Origin of the sequence: Arcobacter siniprincipis (SeqCode), from assembly GCF_048571125.1 — a bacterium.
In the GTDB taxonomy this organism is placed as follows: domain Bacteria; phylum Campylobacterota; class Campylobacteria; order Campylobacterales; family Arcobacteraceae; genus Arcobacter; species Arcobacter siniprincipis.
The window spans coordinates 359,309-377,383 of the sequence record NZ_CP182343.1 but is presented as its reverse complement, the minus strand read 5'-3'; the positions used below and the strand labels follow the sequence as shown (position 1 = coordinate 377,383).

At 28.2% G+C, this 18,075-nt stretch carries 18 protein-coding genes; 3 read left to right on the top strand and 15 right to left on the bottom strand.

Translation table 11 applies throughout. The features are described from left to right. The first annotated feature begins 144 nt into the window (after positions 1 to 144). The 3 genes from thiD (at position 145) to ACNI3D_RS01995 (ending at position 2,808) form a co-directional block, all read left to right on the top strand. Entirely contained in the window at positions 145 to 918 is a 774-nt protein-coding gene (gene thiD / locus ACNI3D_RS02005) for a bifunctional hydroxymethylpyrimidine kinase/phosphomethylpyrimidine kinase (protein ID WP_419768061.1), read from the top strand. A 94-nt stretch (positions 919 to 1,012) separates the two neighbouring features. Continuing rightward, positions 1,013 to 1,276 (top strand): hypothetical protein, encoded by a 264-nt coding sequence (locus tag ACNI3D_RS02000; RefSeq protein ID WP_129100985.1) that lies wholly within the window; start codon positions 1,013 to 1,015, stop codon positions 1,274 to 1,276. Beyond that, the gene (locus tag ACNI3D_RS01995) at positions 1,273 to 2,808 is read left to right on the top strand and encodes an ABC1 kinase family protein (protein WP_419768976.1); all 1,536 of its coding nucleotides are present in this window, start codon (positions 1,273 to 1,275) and stop codon (positions 2,806 to 2,808) included. The genes ACNI3D_RS02000 and ACNI3D_RS01995 overlap by 4 nt, the downstream gene beginning before the upstream one ends. Position 2,809: 1 nt before the next feature. Here the strand turns inward: ACNI3D_RS01995 and hemH are convergent, their stop codons facing one another. The 15 genes from hemH to ACNI3D_RS01920 all read right to left on the bottom strand — a co-directional run bounded on the left by hemH (position 2,810) and on the right by ACNI3D_RS01920 (position 18,075). Next, positions 2,810 to 3,742 (bottom strand): ferrochelatase, encoded by a 933-nt coding sequence (gene hemH, locus ACNI3D_RS01990; protein ID WP_419768060.1) that lies wholly within the window; start codon positions 3,740 to 3,742, stop codon positions 2,810 to 2,812. Then, positions 3,739 to 4,194, bottom strand: a complete 456-nt coding sequence (locus ACNI3D_RS01985; RefSeq protein WP_419768059.1) for an SRPBCC family protein — start codon at positions 4,192 to 4,194, stop codon at positions 3,739 to 3,741. The genes hemH and ACNI3D_RS01985 overlap by 4 nt, the downstream gene beginning before the upstream one ends. Beyond that, a complete protein-coding gene (locus ACNI3D_RS01980; protein WP_375722620.1) occupies positions 4,191 to 4,724 on the bottom strand; it encodes a glutathione peroxidase in 534 nt (177 codons plus the stop codon). The genes ACNI3D_RS01985 and ACNI3D_RS01980 overlap by 4 nt, the downstream gene beginning before the upstream one ends. A gap of 66 nt (positions 4,725 to 4,790) precedes the next feature. Next, a complete protein-coding gene (locus ACNI3D_RS01975; RefSeq protein ID WP_375722619.1) occupies positions 4,791 to 5,501 on the bottom strand; it encodes a LytR/AlgR family response regulator transcription factor in 711 nt (236 codons plus the stop codon). After that, a complete protein-coding gene (locus ACNI3D_RS01970) occupies positions 5,498 to 6,487 on the bottom strand; it encodes a sensor histidine kinase (RefSeq protein ID WP_375722618.1) in 990 nt (329 codons plus the stop codon). Before ACNI3D_RS01970 ends, ACNI3D_RS01975 begins: the two co-directional genes overlap by 4 nt. Beyond that, positions 6,474 to 7,892, bottom strand: coding sequence for a phytoene desaturase family protein (locus ACNI3D_RS01965; protein ID WP_419768058.1), 1,419 nt, complete (start codon positions 7,890 to 7,892; stop codon positions 6,474 to 6,476). The genes ACNI3D_RS01970 and ACNI3D_RS01965 overlap by 14 nt, the downstream gene beginning before the upstream one ends. Next, positions 7,879 to 9,210, bottom strand: coding sequence for a cryptochrome/photolyase family protein (locus ACNI3D_RS01960; protein WP_419768057.1), 1,332 nt, complete (start codon positions 9,208 to 9,210; stop codon positions 7,879 to 7,881). Before ACNI3D_RS01960 ends, ACNI3D_RS01965 begins: the two co-directional genes overlap by 14 nt. A 68-nt stretch (positions 9,211 to 9,278) precedes the next feature. After that, positions 9,279 to 10,409 (bottom strand): PepSY-associated TM helix domain-containing protein, encoded by a 1,131-nt coding sequence (locus ACNI3D_RS01955; RefSeq protein ID WP_419768056.1) that lies wholly within the window; start codon positions 10,407 to 10,409, stop codon positions 9,279 to 9,281. 14 nt (positions 10,410 to 10,423) lie between these two features. After that, positions 10,424 to 11,521 carry an alpha-hydroxy acid oxidase gene (locus ACNI3D_RS01950; RefSeq protein ID WP_419768055.1) on the bottom strand — a complete coding sequence of 366 codons (1,098 nt, stop codon included), beginning with the start codon at positions 11,519 to 11,521 and terminating at the stop codon, positions 10,424 to 10,426. 1 nt (position 11,522) lies between these two features. Continuing rightward, positions 11,523 to 12,203, bottom strand: a complete 681-nt coding sequence (locus ACNI3D_RS01945; RefSeq protein WP_419768054.1) for a Fe2+-dependent dioxygenase — start codon at positions 12,201 to 12,203, stop codon at positions 11,523 to 11,525. A 47-nt stretch (positions 12,204 to 12,250) separates the two neighbouring features. Beyond that, a complete protein-coding gene (locus ACNI3D_RS01940) occupies positions 12,251 to 14,530 on the bottom strand; it encodes a catecholate siderophore receptor Fiu (RefSeq protein ID WP_419768053.1) in 2,280 nt (759 codons plus the stop codon). Between the two features lie 119 nt (positions 14,531 to 14,649). Then, on the bottom strand, positions 14,650 to 14,784 hold the full coding sequence (gene hemP, locus ACNI3D_RS01935) for a hemin uptake protein HemP (RefSeq protein ID WP_419768052.1): 135 nt from the start codon (positions 14,782 to 14,784) through the stop codon (positions 14,650 to 14,652). A 123-nt stretch (positions 14,785 to 14,907) separates the two neighbouring features. Further along, on the bottom strand, positions 14,908 to 16,119 hold the full coding sequence (locus ACNI3D_RS01930; protein ID WP_419768051.1) for an ABC transporter permease: 1,212 nt from the start codon (positions 16,117 to 16,119) through the stop codon (positions 14,908 to 14,910). Beyond that, a complete protein-coding gene (locus ACNI3D_RS01925; RefSeq protein ID WP_258238675.1) occupies positions 16,119 to 16,823 on the bottom strand; it encodes an ABC transporter ATP-binding protein in 705 nt (234 codons plus the stop codon). The genes ACNI3D_RS01930 and ACNI3D_RS01925 overlap by 1 nt, the downstream gene beginning before the upstream one ends. After that, on the bottom strand, positions 16,816 to 18,075 hold the full coding sequence (locus ACNI3D_RS01920) for an efflux RND transporter periplasmic adaptor subunit (protein ID WP_419768050.1): 1,260 nt from the start codon (positions 18,073 to 18,075) through the stop codon (positions 16,816 to 16,818). The genes ACNI3D_RS01925 and ACNI3D_RS01920 overlap by 8 nt, the downstream gene beginning before the upstream one ends.

The window sequence follows — 18,075 nt, the reverse complement described above, 5'->3', positions numbered from 1 at the left end:
AGCCAAATTGTAGCATAAAAACCTTTCCTTTTATTAAAATAACTTTAATGATTATTCTTACTATATTTTCTTTATTTTTTGTACTTAATTATCCTAACATAATGATAAATCCAATAGAATTAGGAACTAAATAAAGGAATTAAATTGAAAGTAGTATTAACCATAGCAGGAAGTGATTGTAGTGCAGGAGCTGGAATTCAAGCTGACTTAAAAACATTTGAAGCATTTGGAGTTTTTGGATGTAGTGTAATCACAGTTTTAACTTCACAAAATACAAAAGGTGTGACAAATGTTCAAGAAGTAAGTCCATCTTTTATAAAAGACCAAATTGATGCAGTTTTGGATGATTTTGATGTAACTTGCATAAAAATTGGTATGCTTTTTTCAAATGATATTATTGATATTGTCAGAGATTCTATAAAAGATTTAAACATACCTATAGTTTTTGATCCTGTTTTTATATCAAAAGCTGGTTCAAAACTTTTAAATGAGGATGCAATTGAAAATTTAAAAACTCTATTTCCATATTCAAAAGTTACTACTCCAAACTTATATGAAGCAAAAGAACTTTTTGGAAAGGATGCTTTAAAAAGTATTTCTAATATACCTTGTAAAGTTTTAATAAAAAATCATACAGAACAAATTGATAATAAAAAAGTCTCTATAGATATATTATTTTATAAAAGTGGGCAAAAAAAGATTTTTCAATCTGATTTTATAGATACCTCAAATACCCATGGTACAGGTTGTAGTTTTTCAAGTGCAATTGCAGCAAATTTAGCTCTTGGAAAAACACTTGAGGAATCAATTAGTATCTCGAAAGAATTTATTTTCCATGCAATAAAAAATGCACCAAATTTAGGTGCAGGGAAAGGTCCAATTGCCCATAAGTTAGCAGGTAAAATTATTAGTATTTAGTTAACTTTAAAATACTAATTAACATTTTTTTACTACCAAGGTATATATTATTATTTTATAATATACAATAATAAAAATCTAAAAGGATATCAAAATGCTAAAAGAGTTATTAAATACAGGCTTTGGAGCAGCAGCCATTATCAGAGAAAAAGTTGAAGAAGAGATAAAAGCCTTAGAAGAAAAAGGTAAATTAAAAAAAGATGATGCAAAAAGCTTTTTAGAATCCCTTGAACAAAAAGGTAAAGATGAAGAACAAAAAGCAAAAGATGAAATGAAAAGAATATTAAAAGAAGTAATTGATGAACTAGGACTTGCGACAAAACAAGACTTAGAAAAACTAAAAGAGGATTTAAAATAAATAATTATTCACCAAAAAGAGTATTAAGTGTATTTCTTTTTTTATTAACTATTTATTTAGTTATAAAAAGAAAAGATAGCTTTTTATTTTTAAAACCCCTTAAACCAAAAAAATTAAAAAATACTATTGTTGATTTGGGAGCTAGTTTTATAAAATTAGCTCAAGTATTAGCTACTAGATCTGATTTTTTCTCACAAGACTATCTTGATGAGTTAAAAAATCTTCATGATCAAATCCCACCAATGAATGAAAAAAGTTATGGAAAGATTTATAATAAAGCCTTTAAAAATCTTACTTTCAAGAGCTTTGATAAAAATGCCATAGCTTCTGCTTCAATTGGACAAGTTCATGTGGCATATTTAAATAGTGGAGAAAAAGTTGCTGTAAAATTAAGAAGAGATGGCATAAAAAAACAAATTTTAGCTGATATAAAAATCATAAGCTTTTTTAATTTTTTATTTAAACCCCTATTTTCACACTATACTAAAAACTCTATAGAAGCTGTTATTGTAGAATTTTCAAAAATGATTAAAGAAGAAGTTTCACTAAATAAAGAGTTAGCAAATCTAAAGAAATTTTCCCATGTATATGAGAATAGTGGTATAAAGTTTCCTAAACCATATGAAGAGTATTGTAGTGATGATGCTATTGTTATGAGTTATGAAGAAGGATTTAGATTTGATGATAAAGAAAATATCTTTAAACACAAAATTGACTTTAAAAATATTATTGCAAAATTAGTTGATTTTTATACTACCCAAATGCTTATAAATGGATACTTCCATGCAGATCCACATCCTGGAAATCTACTTGTAAATAAAAAAGGTGAGCTTATTTTACTTGATTTTGGTATGGTAAAAACTGTACCAAATGATAAAAGAATAGCAATAATTGAGTTAATAAAAGCAGCCAATGAACAAAATTATGAACTCTATATTGCTGCTAGTAAAAGGCTTGGAACCATATCATATGAAGCTCCTACTTCAGAACTTGCAGAATTTACTTCAAATATGTTTGATATATTTTCAAATGATAATTTAAGTAGTGAATCTATGCAAAAACTTGCCTTTGAGATTTTAGAAACAACTAGAAATATGCCTTTTAAACTACCAAGTGATGCTATTTATATCTTAAGAGTTAGTGCTATTGTAGAAGGATTAGGGACTACTTATATAGAAAATTTCAATGGAATAAAAGACATCCTACCAATCTTGCAAAATAATCTTCCAAAAGCCCTTGGGGCAAAAGATACAATAACGGAGACAATTATTGATGAAGTAAAAGATTTACCATTTTTTGTAAAAGAGTTAAAGAATGTAGTAAAAAAAGCTAGTGAGGGAACTTTACAAATTGAAGTTTCAAATAATCAAATTGAGTATTTAGCAAAAGAGTTAAAAAGTTATGTAAAAGGAATCACAAACTCTTTAATTCTAATTCTATCTAGCTTTTTTATTCTTTTATATGACAAAGATTTAAAAAGCTTTGCTTTAGTATTATTTTTAGCAGGTATTATAAAACTTTTTTACAAGTAATTTATACTGCCTGCTCAAAAAGCTCACTTAACGCTTCCATAAAAAGTGGATGATGATTTGGAGCACGGGCAACTCTATAATCCTTTATTCCTACCTCATCAGCTATCTCTTTATACTCCATTACAAGTTCAAATTCTGTTTCTGAATTATCTACTGTAAATGAGATAGGATAAACTAAAACTTTATCTCCAAGTTCTCTTAACTTGTCATCCATATAAGGTCTAAGCCACTCCATAGGTCCTAGTCTTGATTGATAAGCTACATGGATATCTTTGAATTTTATTCCTTGTTTTTCTAACTCTTTTTTTGCACATTCAACATTTGCTAAAATATGTTTTTGATATAAATCACCTTTGTCAATAACCCTTTGGGTAAGTCCATGGGCAGAAAAAACCAATTCAAACTCTTCTGAGTTATCTCCAACTAATCTCTCTTTTATTCTCTCAACTATTACTTTATTGTATTTTTCATTGTCATAATAACTATTTATAGTCTTAACAGGAGTATTTATCTTTGCCTTTTTTAAAGCCTTTTGAAAGTCTTCAATTGAAGACTTTGTCGTTGTACTTGAGTAATGTGGATACATAGGAAAAGCAATAATTTCATCATACTCTCTTAGTTGTTTTACTACTTCTTTTGAAAAAGGAGGAGTATATCTCATGGCATAAAATATATCTTTATCTTCCATTCTTTCATTTAATCTTCTAACAAGTCTTTTTGTATGTCCAACTATTGGTGATATTCCACCAAGCAAAGCATAGTTTTTTTGTGATTCTTTTGTTCTTAAACTTGTAATTAAAAATCCTATCATTGCTCTTATTGGTTGAGGAGCGCCTATTATATATTTGTCATTAAACATATTTGTCAAAAAAACTTTTACTTCATCTAAATTATTTGGTCCACCCATATTCATCAATACAACTGCTTTTTTCAAGCTTTATCCTTCTTTTCTAATATCATTTTTGTTTGTTTATGTCTATATGAAAACATATTATCAAGTTGCTTTTGCATAAAACCAGAAAAAATATTACCTATAATTCCAAAAGGCATTTCATACTCAATCACATCTTTTAGTTCACAAACATTACCTTTTTTTGTAAATATATGAGAATGTCTCCAAAATTCAAAAGGCGACTTAACAGCTGTATCTACTAACATATTTGGTTTTTTAATCAGACTAATTTCAACAGCCCAAAGAGTTGGTACACAAAATTTCGTAGTTTTTATTTGTAAAACTTTGCCTTCAGCTGGCACAAAGTCTTTACTTAGAAGTTCTACTTTTGTATCTTTTGGAGTAATCTTTTTTATATTATTTGAATCTAAATGAAACTCAAATAATTCATCTAATGAGCAAGAGATGAGTGATGTTTTTTCGTATCTTTTCATAATAACTCTTTTATATCATCTTCGATTTCACTTGGATTTGTTGAAGGAGAGTATCTTTTTATTACTTTTCCATTTCTATCAACTAAAAACTTTGTGAAATTCCATTTTATAAGACCTGTACCAAATAGACCTGATTGAGATGATTTTAGATATTTATATAAAGGTGAAGTATCATCACCATTTACATCTATTTTAGAAAACATGTCAAATTTTACTTGATAAGTCAATGAACAAAATTCTTTTATATCTTCATTTGTTCCTGGTTCTTGATTCATAAATTGGTTACAAGGAAAACCTAAAATACTTAAACCTTTTGAAGAATATTTTTCATGTAACTTTTCTAAACCTTCATATTGATAAGTAAAGCCACATTTACTAGCAACATTGACTATTAACATAACTCTATTTTTATATTTTGATAAAGATATTTCTTTATTGTCTATGGTTTTAACTTTAATATCATAAATTGATGTTTGTGAAATTCCCAGTATTGGAATAAAAAAAAGTAGTGTTGATAATAATTTATTCATAATAATCCTTCTATTTTGGAAAGTTTATCATCAAAATAAAAGGATTAGTAGTAGTTTTTTGTCAGTTTAAAGACTTCTTCTTTCTAAATATTCTCTAAATTCTTTAGCTCCATCTTTAGAACTTGTAACTACTGAATCAATATGTTCAAAGCTAATAGTCAATTTTGATTGTTCTACACTCTCCATTGACTTTATTTTGTCCACATTTACAATGATTGAACGATGGATTCTAAAAAACTTCTTTTTATCTAAAAGTTTTTCTAAATCACCAATCTTTCTTTTTACATATACATCTGCATCTTTTATACGAACAAGGACTTCATCAAGGTCTGCTTTTATAAAATATATATCATCAAGCTTGATTAGATATATCTTATTTCCTCTTTTTCCTAAAAGTTTTTCATCACTTGATTCATTTGATTGTTTAAAACTTTTAATTTTTTCTATTACTCTTTTTATATCATCACTTTCTATGGGTTTCATTAAATAATCTATTCCACCAATTTTAAAAGCCTCTATTGCATACTCACTATACGCTGTTTGAAATACTATAAAAGTCTTAGGTTCCATTGACAGAATAATATTTGCAAGTTCCAAACCATTCATTTGTGGCATTGATATATCCAAAAAGACTACATCAAATTTATTCTTTGTAGCTTCCACTAAAGCAAGACTTGGAGAATCAAAACTTACAATATCTTCTATTCCCTCTTCATTTAGAAGTCTTGTTAATCTACTAAGAGCTAGCTTCTCATCATCTACTATCATTACTTTCATCTATTACTCCTATATATTGTAAACTTCATTTTATCATTTTCTATTGAACTTTTTAAATACCCAATTTTCAGTATTTGTAATCTTTTTTGCAAGTTATTTAATCCTACTCCAAAAATAACTTTTGAAGTAATCTTTCCACTATTTGTTACTTCTATTTTTTTATCATTTACATTTACATCAATAATTAAACTTCCACCTGTAAAACCATGTTTTATTGCATTTTCTACCAAGAGTTGTATTGAAAATTTGGGTAAAAGCATATCATAGTATTTTTCATCACAATTTAAATTAAAAACTATTTTTTCATCAAATCTTATATTTTCTATATGCAAATATGTATTTAACATATCAATTTCACTTTTTAAATCAATCAAACCTTTTTTTGTAATTGCATTTCTTAAAAACTTTGATAATTTTAAAACTGATTCTTCTGCTTTTTTCTGGTCTTGATAAATTAGTTCAGAAATAGAATTTAAAGCATTAAATAAAAAGTGAGGATTTAACTCACTCTCCAAAGCTTCTAATTTCGTCTGTAAAACTTCACTATGGGCTATTTCATTTTTATATTTCATTGAGATGAACTGATGCAATATTAAACCAATCAAAAAAGTCAATAGTCCAATAGTAAAACTTATATCTAACCAATAAAAAGATATGAGTTTTACTATTGGGTATGTATCATCAAATAGAAAAAATGTTAAAGAAAAACCACACCAACCAGCTAAAAAAGAGAAAATGAAACTAATAAAATACCAATACTTTTTTTGAATATTTGGCAAAATATAAAAGTTTGAAATAGAGATAAATAAAAAGGAAAAAAAAGAGATAAAAAAAGCACATGAAGTACTAAAAGCTATAGTTGAAAAATATCTAATCTCTTCATTTATATAATAAAAAACTAAAGAAATCAAAAAACCAAAGAATATTCCTATAATGATTATATAAAGCCAATCTTTGTAAGAAATTTGTAATTCAAAGCTTTTCATTTAATTCCTTGTTTAATATACTAGCACCCAAAGCAACACCTGGCCAACCTTGACCAGCAAAGATTGTATCTCCCACATTATATAAACCACTAAAAGGTGTTTGACAAGAGGGAACTTGCAAAGCTGACTTTACATTTATAGCTCTTCCTCCACAATTTTCTCTTCCAATAAATCTTTGAAAAGTCAAACTAGTCGCAGAAAATATTTTTGTTATTTGTTCTGAACTTATGTTATCAAAATAATCTAAAAAATGCTCTAATATAAAGTTTTGCGTTAACTCTTTTTGTTTTTTATAATCTTCTTTTGACAAAACTTTCCAAGTACTAACTTTAGTATGAGTTGAGATAGTTATACTATATCCATTTTGGCTCATTTTTTTATCACTTAGTTTTGAAAAAGAGATAAAAAATGAGTTAGAGATACAATTTGGAATATCAATTTTTAAAATGATTTGATAGTGTTCTAAAAACTCTTTTTTACTATCAATTGTAAGATAAGTTGTAAAGGCACTTTGATCACTAAATTCAAACTTTTCATAATAATTTTTTATTTTTTTATCAAAAAGATTTTTGCTATCATAAATAGTTGTATTTAGCACAATATTTTTTGCTTGATATTCACCTTTTGATGAATTAATCAAATAATAATCTTTTAACTTTTTGATTCTTATTATCTCTTCATTTTTGTGAACATTTACCTCTTTTAGTATTTCTTCTATAATTGAACCCATGCCATTATTTACATAAAATACTTTATGAAAAGGGTAGGCTAATCCTAAGGCCATGGATAATAAAGAAACATCTTTTGATTTACTTTGAACGGTAATAAGAAGTTGAGCATCTATAAAACTTTGATACTCCTGTGTTATGTCTCCTAAAGTCTCTTTAATAAATGAACTTGCACTTTTAAGTAAATCCATCTTAAAAACTTTTATCATATCTTTAAAAGTAGCCAAAGATTTTATATAAGATTTTAGACTATATTTTGCAAAATGTATATCTTTGATTTGCCAAAACTTTTCATCAATATCTTTTATCTTTTTCCAAAAAATTCTATTATTTTCATTTGGATAGTTTTCTTGTATTTGTAACAAAAATTCTTCAAAATTTCTAACTCTATCTACTACTTTTTTATTTTGTATTGTTCTTATTGCAACTTTTGATTCAAAAATATCTGGAACATATTTGATTTTATCAAACATATTTTTTATAATATGATTTTCTTCGTATCCTACAAAAGTTGTAGCTCCTGCATTATAATAATTCCCAAATCTTTTAAAAGTACTAGCACAACCTCCTAGATTAGAATCTTTTTCAAAAAGAATATGATTTTTATCTTTATTCAATGCTGCTATTAAAGCCCCACCAATTCCTGAGCCAACTATTGCTAAATCATACTTTTGCATTTTTTGCCTCTTTAAAAACTCTTATTGCTCTATCTCTTGAATATTTCATCTGTACTATTGGACTTATATATTTATCTTTTAATGCACCCTCTACATGTATTAGTTTTGCATCCACATCTTTAAGTTCAGGAATCACACTTTTTATAAAAATAGCTTCTTTATCGAACTTTCCTGATTGTAAGTATGGATTTAAGATTCTAAAATATGGCACACTATCAGCCCCTGTACTTGCCGCCCATTGCCATGATCCTATATTTGAACTTGCATCATAATCAAGCAATTTTTTTGCAAAATAATGCTCACCTTTTTTCCAATCAATAAGTAGATTTTTGCATAAAAAAGAAGAGACAATCATTCTAAGTCTATTGTGCATCATTCCTGTTTTATTAAAGTGTCTCATTGCCGCATCTATTATTGGAATTCCCGTTTTACCTTCGCACCACTTTTGAAAATCTTCTTCATCTTCACTCCAAGTTATTTCTATGTTCTTCCAGTTTTCATTTTCACTTTTTGGAAAATGAAATAAAATATAGTTATAAAACTCTCTCCAAAAAAGCTGTCTTATAAATATTTCACTATTTCTTTTATTTGATTTTCTTATTTCATTAAAAATCATTCTAGGAGATAGAGTTCCAAATCTTAAATCAACTCCTAAATTTGAAGTTCCATCTTTATAAAATATATCTCTGTTTTTTTCATACTCTTCTACTTTTTCTTTAAAATCATCTAGCCTGTTTTGTGGTGTTTTTTTTAAAAACTCTGGTAAATCAGCTCTTTTAAATCCTAACTCTTCTAAAGAAGGAGTTTTATTTTCATATTTATATAGTTTTTGATTTTGATTTATTTGGGCTTCTCCTATTTTATCTGAGGAACTCAACCAAGATAATGATTTGTAAAAAGGAGTAAATACTTTATAAGGTGTTCCATCTTTTTTTAGATTTCTTCTTGGATTTATCAAATATGAGTCAAAATATCTTTTTAAAGGCAATATTTCATTTATCTCTTTATCTCTTTTTATAGCATATGAGTCAAAATCACTTGAACACAATACTTCATCAAAGCCCTCTTTTTTAAGCTTCATAAAAACATTTTTAGGAGTGTCAAAAAATATATATAAATCTAATCCAAGGCTTTGAAGTGATTTTTTTAAAGCTAATACTGCCTCATAAATAAAAGTAACTCTTTTATCATCAATATCTAGTTTTTGTAAAATATTTTTGTCAAAAATAAATATGGGCAGTACTTCATTGGATGCTTTTTCTAAGATTTTATTATCTTGTGTTCTTAGATCTCGTCTAAACCAAAGGATTTGTTTCAAAGCTATTTTCCTAGTTTTTATTTATATTACTAAGAAAAATAGCTAGTTAGTAGGTGTTTTTTGTTAGATTATATTTTTTTAGCTGATTTTTTATTTTTTCTTTTGAAATACATCATAAAACCAGTTATTGTAAATAGTGCCATCATTAAAGATGATAGTCCTAATATTCCTTGAACTAAAAGACCAAAATATTCTCCTGTATGAAGAGGAATAATACTTCTCATCAACCTATCATTTAAGGCTTTATCTTCAAATCTATCATTTTTTATTACTTCATTTGTTTTTGTGTTTAGTGTTATTTCACTTCTTGCCCTATCATGAATGGCATTTTTTGCAAAATAACTTATTTTTACTACATCACTTTTTTTGCCAATTTGCAAAGTAGCATTTTCATACTCTTTAACATTTTTATTAAATAATTGAATTGTTTTTTCTACATCATTATTTGATAGATAAACTATAGTTTCAGCTTCGTTATTTTTTGGTGCTGGCATTCTTTTTTGTCGTATAGGTTTTTCAACTCCTGAGACTTTGTATAAGCCATCTTTTACCCAATCATATGTCATAGCAACACCTGTAATACATAATAATAAATAAAAAGGTATTACCCACATTCCAATTGCAAAGTGCATATTAGATAAAAATGCTCTTTTTTTATCCTTAAAACTAAAAGTAAAACTTTTGAAAAATGAGTTTTTTATTCTTTTCCAATAAACATATATCCCACTAAACATAAGTACTAAAAGTGCAAAGGTAGAGATTCCGCTTAGTTGTTTCCCTACTTCTCCAATTATTAATCCCCTATGAATTCTTTCGATAAGTTTAAAAAATGAATATCCTTGGGTACTTGGTAAAACTTCTGCCGTATAAGGATTTACATAATAATTTATTCCTCTTCTTGCTAGTTTTCCCTCCCCATTAGATTTTACATTAATAGCTACAGATCTATTCTCATCACTTGAAAAACTAAATGCATTTATTTTTGCATCAGGAAATTTTTGCTCAAACTTTTCTAATATCTCTTTTGAAGATAGTCTTTTTGTACTTGGAACTTCTACTAAATAACTATCTTTATTTATATATTTTAATATCTCTTTTTGATAAGATAACATTGCTCCCGTTATTCCCATAATTAGTAAAATAACTCCAGCTGTTAAACCCAAAACCATATGCACTTTAAATAAAAATTTTTTATGCATTTAAATCCTTTTTTCTAAAATAAAATTTCTTTTGTAATATTTTTAAGGGTTTTACATCCCGTAAGTGCCATAGATATTTCTAACTCATCTCTTAGTATTTTTAAAATATGTGCCACACCTAAAGCTCCTGATGTAGCAAGGGCAAACATAATTGGTCTACCAATTAAAACAGCACTTGCTCCAAAAGCAAGAGCTTTTAAAATATCAGTTCCTCTTCTAATTCCACCATCTAGTAAAACTGGGATTTTTCCACCAACTGCCTCAACAATCTTTGGTAAAATATCAATTGTCGGAATAAGAGTATCTAAAGTTCTTCCTCCATGATTTGAGACAATAATACCATCAATCCCAAGTTCAAGTGCTTTTCTTGCATAAGAGGGGTGAGTAATACCTTTTAAAATAACTGGTAGTTTCGTATTTTCTTTTATAAATTTTATATCTGCCCAAGTAGGAGAATGTGCCATAACCCCATCAAAAATGCTACTTTGAGTTGAGTTTAAATCTAAAGTTAATTGTTTCATTCCTCGTAAATTTATAGCTTCTATATGAGAAGGTAAACAAAAGCCTGCTTTTTGTTCTTTATTTCTAATTCCTGCAATTGGAGCATCTATTGTAATTACTAGTGCTTTATATCCTAAGTTTTCAGCTTTTTTTATTAAAAACAAATTCTCATTCATATCAATTTGCATATATAATTGAAACCATAAAGGTGAATTGGAATGGGAGCTTACTTCTTCCAAAGAAGTGCTTGAAAAACCACTTACCATCATACAGGCTTCCATGGCATTAGCAGCTTGAGCACTTGCAATTTCACCATCACCATGAACTAATTTTTGATATGCAACCGGAGCTAAAAAAATAGGATGGGCATACTCTTGCCCAAATAGATTTAACTTTGTATTCCCAGCTTTTACATCTTCTAAAGTTCTACTTAGAAGATGTATTTTATCAAATGCTTGCTTATTCGCTCTATAAGTGATTTCATCTGCTGAAGCGCTTGAAATATAAACCCAAGCATTTGCATCTACTCTAGATTTTGCAAAGCTTTCATAATCATCAACACTAACAATTTCATTTGGTATGTAATCTAATTTTGGCTCTATAGTATTCACTTTAAAGTTCCGCCCATTCTTGAATTAACTTATGGTAATGAATAGATAGATTTACAGCTTCTTGTGTCTCTCCATACTTAGCTCTTAAACTTTGAATTGTATTATCAAGTTCAAATAATATACTTCTTTTCCATGCACTTCTAATCATACTTTGAGTCCACATAAAACTTACCATTCTTACACCGCTGACAACTGGTTCAACTCTATGTAAACTAGTAGAAGGATAGAGTATCAGATCACCTGCTGGAAGTTTCACTTCATGTGTTCCAAAAGTATCTTCTATAATCATTTCTCCACCTTCATACTCTTCAGGTTCTGTAAAAAACAAAGAGCAAGAAATATCAGTACGAAAGTTTTTACCAACTGTTGTATCATATAAAATTGAATTATCAACATGATTCCCATAGGCACCACTATTTTCGTATCTATTTATAAAAGGTGAAATTATATGATTTGGCAAGGCAGCTGAGACAAAAAGAGGATTTGATTTTAAAGTAGAAGTAATAATATCTCTTAAATGTTTTAACAAAGGATCATTTTCGGCTAGTTGTAGATTACTTTTTACATTAACAGCTTGACTACCAGCTGTTAGTTTTCCATCAATCCAAATAGCTTCATCTAAGAGTTTTCTACACTCTTTTATTTGTTCCTTTGTTAATACATTTGGTATGTGTAAAAGCATTTTATTCCTTTTTATAAACTAGTCCCAAAAAGGGGGACTAATTTTGATTAAAATTTATAACTATAAGTTAATAAAGCTGACCTTGCAGCTCCTGGTGTATATCTAAATCCATCTTTATTGGTATTTGCGACATACTCTTCATCTGCAATGTTGTAAACATTTAACTGCAAAGATGAATGTTTATCTATTTTATATGAAGCCATAGCATCAAATACTAAGAAGTCTTCTATTACTGTCATTCTTCCATTTACAGGAGTATCTTGTCCTGATTTTGATGATGAAACTTTTTGTTCACCCATATATGTGGCACCTAACCCAACAGTAAAGGCTGGCGTAAAGTTATAAGTACTCCATAAAGTTGCACTCCAATCAGGTGTAAATCTTAAAGCTGCACCATCATCACTTCTACCTTTTGCTTTAGATTTTGTTTTATCTTTAGCAAACCCTGCACTAATTGAAAATTTATCAGTAACTTGACCAACAATTCCAATTTCGATACCTTTTACCTCTTTTTCACCTTCTTGTGTATATGTTCCATCATCTTCTTCAGTTATTTGATTTTTTGCTAAAGTTCTATAAATAGCCGCTGTTAAAGATAATCTATTATCTAAGAAATCCCACTTTGTACCTAATTCAGTTGTTGTTGACTCTTCTGGGTCTTTATTTGGATTATCTAAACTTGTATCTCCTGTAGATAAAGTTAATGTTTTTCCACCTGGTTGCAATTGTGAAGTTGCATGTGATATATATATACTTCCATTTTCTAGTGGTTTATAAACAAAACCTAATTTCCAACTTTTTAAAGTACCTTTATCTTCTTCATCAACAGGACCATATGTAACAGGAGTTCCTCTTCTTCCTCCTGAGCTGTTAATACCTGATTCTTTTAATTTATATTTATCAAGTCTTCCTCCCCCTATAAACATAAATTTATCAGTTAAGGAAATAGAATCAAATAAATATACACCTGCAGTTTCAACCTCAACTTTAAGATTTTTAGGAGTAAATGATAAATCTCTTCCTGTAAGTGAATCACTTGGATTTGGATTATACAAATTTGCAGCTGACATAGCTCCTACATTTTTATAAGATTTTGATGTCTTTTTCTCTTTTATAAACTCTAATCCTGTACTCAAACTATGTGAAATACTCCCTGTTTCAAAGCTTGACGAAAGATTTGTTTTATTTACAATTATTTCATTTTCTTCCCACTTTTGATTAGAAAACCTATTAACAGTCCAAGAATTAGGATTATTTACATCTGTTACATCAGCAGAGGCTAATCCTCTTGTTATCATTCTTTGTTTCGTTTTTGAATATTTCGTAATATTACTTATTGTTGTAGAATCAGAGAAATCATGTTCAAATAATAAACCAAATGTATCTGAAGTAGCTTTTTCAAAATCAGATTTACTACCATAAAAGTCTTCTCTATCAGCTTTTTTAGGACTTATACCTGCAGCTTCTAATGCAAAATAAGGTACACTATTAAGCCCAATAGTAGGTACTCCTGCATCAGGGATATCATCTTGCTTAAATCTTTCATAATTGATTGTAGTTCTAGTGTTTGTTCCTATTCCAAACCCCAATGAAGCAGCTATTCCTGTTCTATCTATCTCTACAACATCTCTTCCTGCTACATCGCCTTTATGTTTTAGTAAATTTATTCTTAAACCAGTTGTTTCATTTAATTTTTTATTTAAATCAGCTGTTACCCTTCCATTTTCACCTGTACTATAACCCAGACTAACCTCAGCAGCATCTTTATTTTTAGGTGATTTTGTTACTTGATTTATATATCCAGATGAAACACCTCTTCCATTATCAGCTCCAACTGCACCTTTTGTAATCTCTACAGCTTCTGTATTATACATATCTTTTACAGAGTTTGAACTATCTCTTACTCCATCTTTATAAATACTTGATTGAGTATCAAAACCTCTCATCATGATATTATTTTTTTCATTTGTATTACCATTTTCACCTAAGTTTAAAGTAATACCAGGAGTATTTCTCAAAGCTTCTTGTAGAGTTGTTGCTTGTTGTTCTTTTAATACTTTTTCAGTTACTACAGAAATTGTTTGGGGAGTATCAATTAAATCTTGTGTGATTTTTGATGAAGAAGATTTATTTACTTTATAACTATTTGTATAGTTTTGTTCTTTTTCTTTTGTCTCTACTACATTTATGGGTAAAACTGTAGGATTCGACATAGTTGTATCCGCATTTAGAATAACTGGACTTGATAATAATACACTAGCTGTTACAACTGAAGCACCTAAATAGTTTGTAGTTTTATGTTTTTTACTTACGATATATTTTTCCACTCATTTCCTCCAAGAAATAAAAGTTTTAAATAGAAAATAATTTGACTATTTAAAAAGATTTGATTTGATTTTTTGGCTGGCTATATGTAGAAAAATTACTTTTGCTGGCTAGACTTTGTTTATTTGGTAAGTATTAGTTTATTTGATTTTGTTATTTTTAGATAATAAGCTTGTCCATCATGGATGATTTGAATAGAGTTTTCTTTTTGAAATATCTCTTTTGATTCAATCTTTCTATCTTTGTTTCCATTCATGCTAATACTCCATTTTCATTTAGTTAACACAGAGTTAATGAGGTTAACTAAAAGTTAATGGGATATTAACAAAGAGAAGCTTAAGTTTCAATTAAAATTGATAATCGTTATTATAATTATAATCTATTCATATCTTAATGCATCAATTGGGTTAAGTCTTGCAGCTTTTCTTGCAGGAAAATATCCAAAAATAACACCTATAAGAGTAGAAAAGAAAAATGCTATTAAAATTATTTTTTCGTTTATTATAAAGGGTAAATCAAAAGATGAAACACCAATATAACCTATACTAATACCTAATATTATTCCAATAATTCCACCAAGTGTAGATAAAACTATAGCTTCAACTAAGAATTGAAGCAAAACTTCACTCTCCATTGCACCAATAGCAAGTCTTATTCCTATCTCTTTTGTTCTCTCAGTTACAGATACAAGCATAATATTCATAATACCAATACCTCCCACAAGTAAACTAATTGCTGCGATTGAACCTAATAAATAAGTTAACATTTGTGTTGTAGAAGTCATAGAAGAAAGTAAATCTTCCATATCCCTTATATAGAAGTTATCACTTTCCCCTACTTTTATACTTCTTCTATCTTGCATCAAAAGTGTAATATCTTTTTTGGCTTTTTTGATGTTTTTATTTGAATTTACAGAAATAATTATAGATTTTACATCTTTATTTCCTTGAATCTTTCTTTGTAACATTCGTAAAGGAACAACTACTATCTCATCTTGATCTTGTCCAAAAGTTGAAGCTCCCTTTGACTCTAATACTCCAATGACATTACAGGAAAAGTTTTTTAGTCTTATTTTAGCTCCCACTGGATTTTCACTTCCAAATAGTTGTTTGACAATTGTGGTACCTAAAATACAAGATGATTTTCCACTATTTAATTCACTTTCATCAAAATATCTTCCCTCTTTTAGTTTCCAATCTTTTATTACAAAATAATCATTGTTTGTACCAACAACACTTGAGGTATAACTCTTATTTAAATAGATTAAATTGACTCCTGTACTATTATCAGGTGCTACTGCTTTCATATTATCAATTTGATTCTTTATTGCAGTAACATCATCAATCTTGAAAGCTTTTGCACTGTTATCAGTTCTAGGCCCTCCTCTTCTTTCTTGTCCAACACGAAGGATTAACATATTTGTTCCAAGTTTTTCAATATTTTCTTTTACACTAGCGGTTGTTCCATCACCTAGCATAACCATTCCTATAACAGAAGCAACTCCAATTACTATTCCCAAAACTGTTAAAATAGAGCGTAAGATATTTCTTCTTATCTCTTTTATGGCAATTAAAAAGGCTTTAAATAACATTATTTAAATCCTTTTTTCAAACTATCATCGATATGTCCATCTCTAAAATAAATTATTCTATTTGAATAAGCTGCCATCTCCTCTTCATGGGTTATCATAATAATTGTGATATTTAACTCTTCATTTAACTGTTTTAATAAATTCAATATTTCAACACTTTTTATACTGTCTAAATTTCCAGTTGGCTCATCTGCTAAAAGTATTAAAGGATCGGTTACTAATGCTCTTGCAATTGCAACACGCTGTTGTTGTCCACCTGAAAGTTGAGAAGGTGCATTATTTGCAACACTTTCTAAACCAACTTTTTTTAAAGCTTCCATTGCTAAGATTTTTCTTTGTTTTGTTGGAACCTTTCTATAAATTAATGGTAATTCCACATTTTCTAAAGCGCTTGTTCTACCTAAAAGATTGAAGCCTTGAAAAACAAAACCAATATAATTCTTTCTTATTACTGCTAATTGGTTTCTATTTAGTTTTTCTACATTTATGTTATTAAATAAATACTCTCCACTACTTGGAGAATCTAAGCAGCCTATTATATTCATAGAAGTTGATTTACCACTTCCACTTGCTCCCATTATAGATATGAATTCTCCTCTTCTTATAGAAAAATCTATACCATTTAAGGCATGAGTTATAGCTTCCCCTTTTCCATAGGTCTTAACTATATTTTTAAACTCAATTACTACTTCATTATCATTCATCATCACTACTTTGAGAAATAATTACTTCATCATCTACTTTTAAGTCTTTTGATTCAACACTTGTAACCGTACCGTTTGTATCCAAAATTTTTATTCTTATTCTTTGTGGTTTATTGTCTTTTAATATCCAAACATTCCCAAATTCTATTTTCCCTACACTTTTTGCTTCTCTTTTTACCATTGGTCTTTTAGGACCAACTATTCCAGCCCCATTTTTGTTATCTTTATTTATCAAAGTAGGCTTAAATCTTAAAGCACTATTTGGTACAAGTAATTTATCTTTTGATTCTTTTGTAATAATCTCTGCACTAGCAGTCATTCCTGGTCTTAAAAATAGTTTTTCATTGTCTACTAAAACTACAGTTTCATATGTAACTACCCCATTTACTTCTACAGGATTTAGTCTTACTTGTTTTATCTTTCCTTTAAATGTCTCTTTTGGATAAGCATCAACTGTAAAGGTGACATTTAGCCCTTTTTTTATATCTGCAACATCTGCTTCATCTATACTTACTACTAAATCCATTTTTGATAAATCTTTTGCTAAAGTGAATAATACAGGTGTTGACATAGATGCAGCAACTGTTTGTCCTACTTCTACTGCTCTATTTAAAACTATTCCATTAATAGATGATTTTACAACTGCTTTATCAAGATTTTGTTCATCAGTTTTTAGATTAAACTCTGCTTGTTTTACTTTTGCTTCCATTGAATCAAAGCTTGAAAGAGCACTTTCATAATCAAATTTTGATTCATCAAGTATATTTTGAGAAGGATATTTTCCACCTGACTGTTCATACATTCTTAATGTTCTAGTATAAGTTAATTTTTTACTTTTTACATTTACTTCATTTTCTTTTAAATTTGCTTTTGCAATAGTTAATGATGCTTTTGAACTATCTACTTGTGATTGTAATTTTGTAGTATCAAGTTTTGCTAATATTTGCCCTACTTTAACTTCATCATTAAAATCTACATATATATCTTTTATTGTTCCTGAAACTTCAATTCCAATATCTACACTATTTGTTGGTTTTAAATTTCCTGTAGCTGAAACTACTACTTCTAAATCACCTTTTTTGATTTTGGAAGTATCATAATGAAACTCTTTTTGTTCATTTTGATTAAACATAAAAAAATAAAAACAAAGTCCAACAATAATCAATAATAAAAATATTCCTATAAAAAGATTACTTTTCTTTCCTTTTTTACTTTTATATTTATCTAAATCATTTTGTAAAGTTTCATTCAT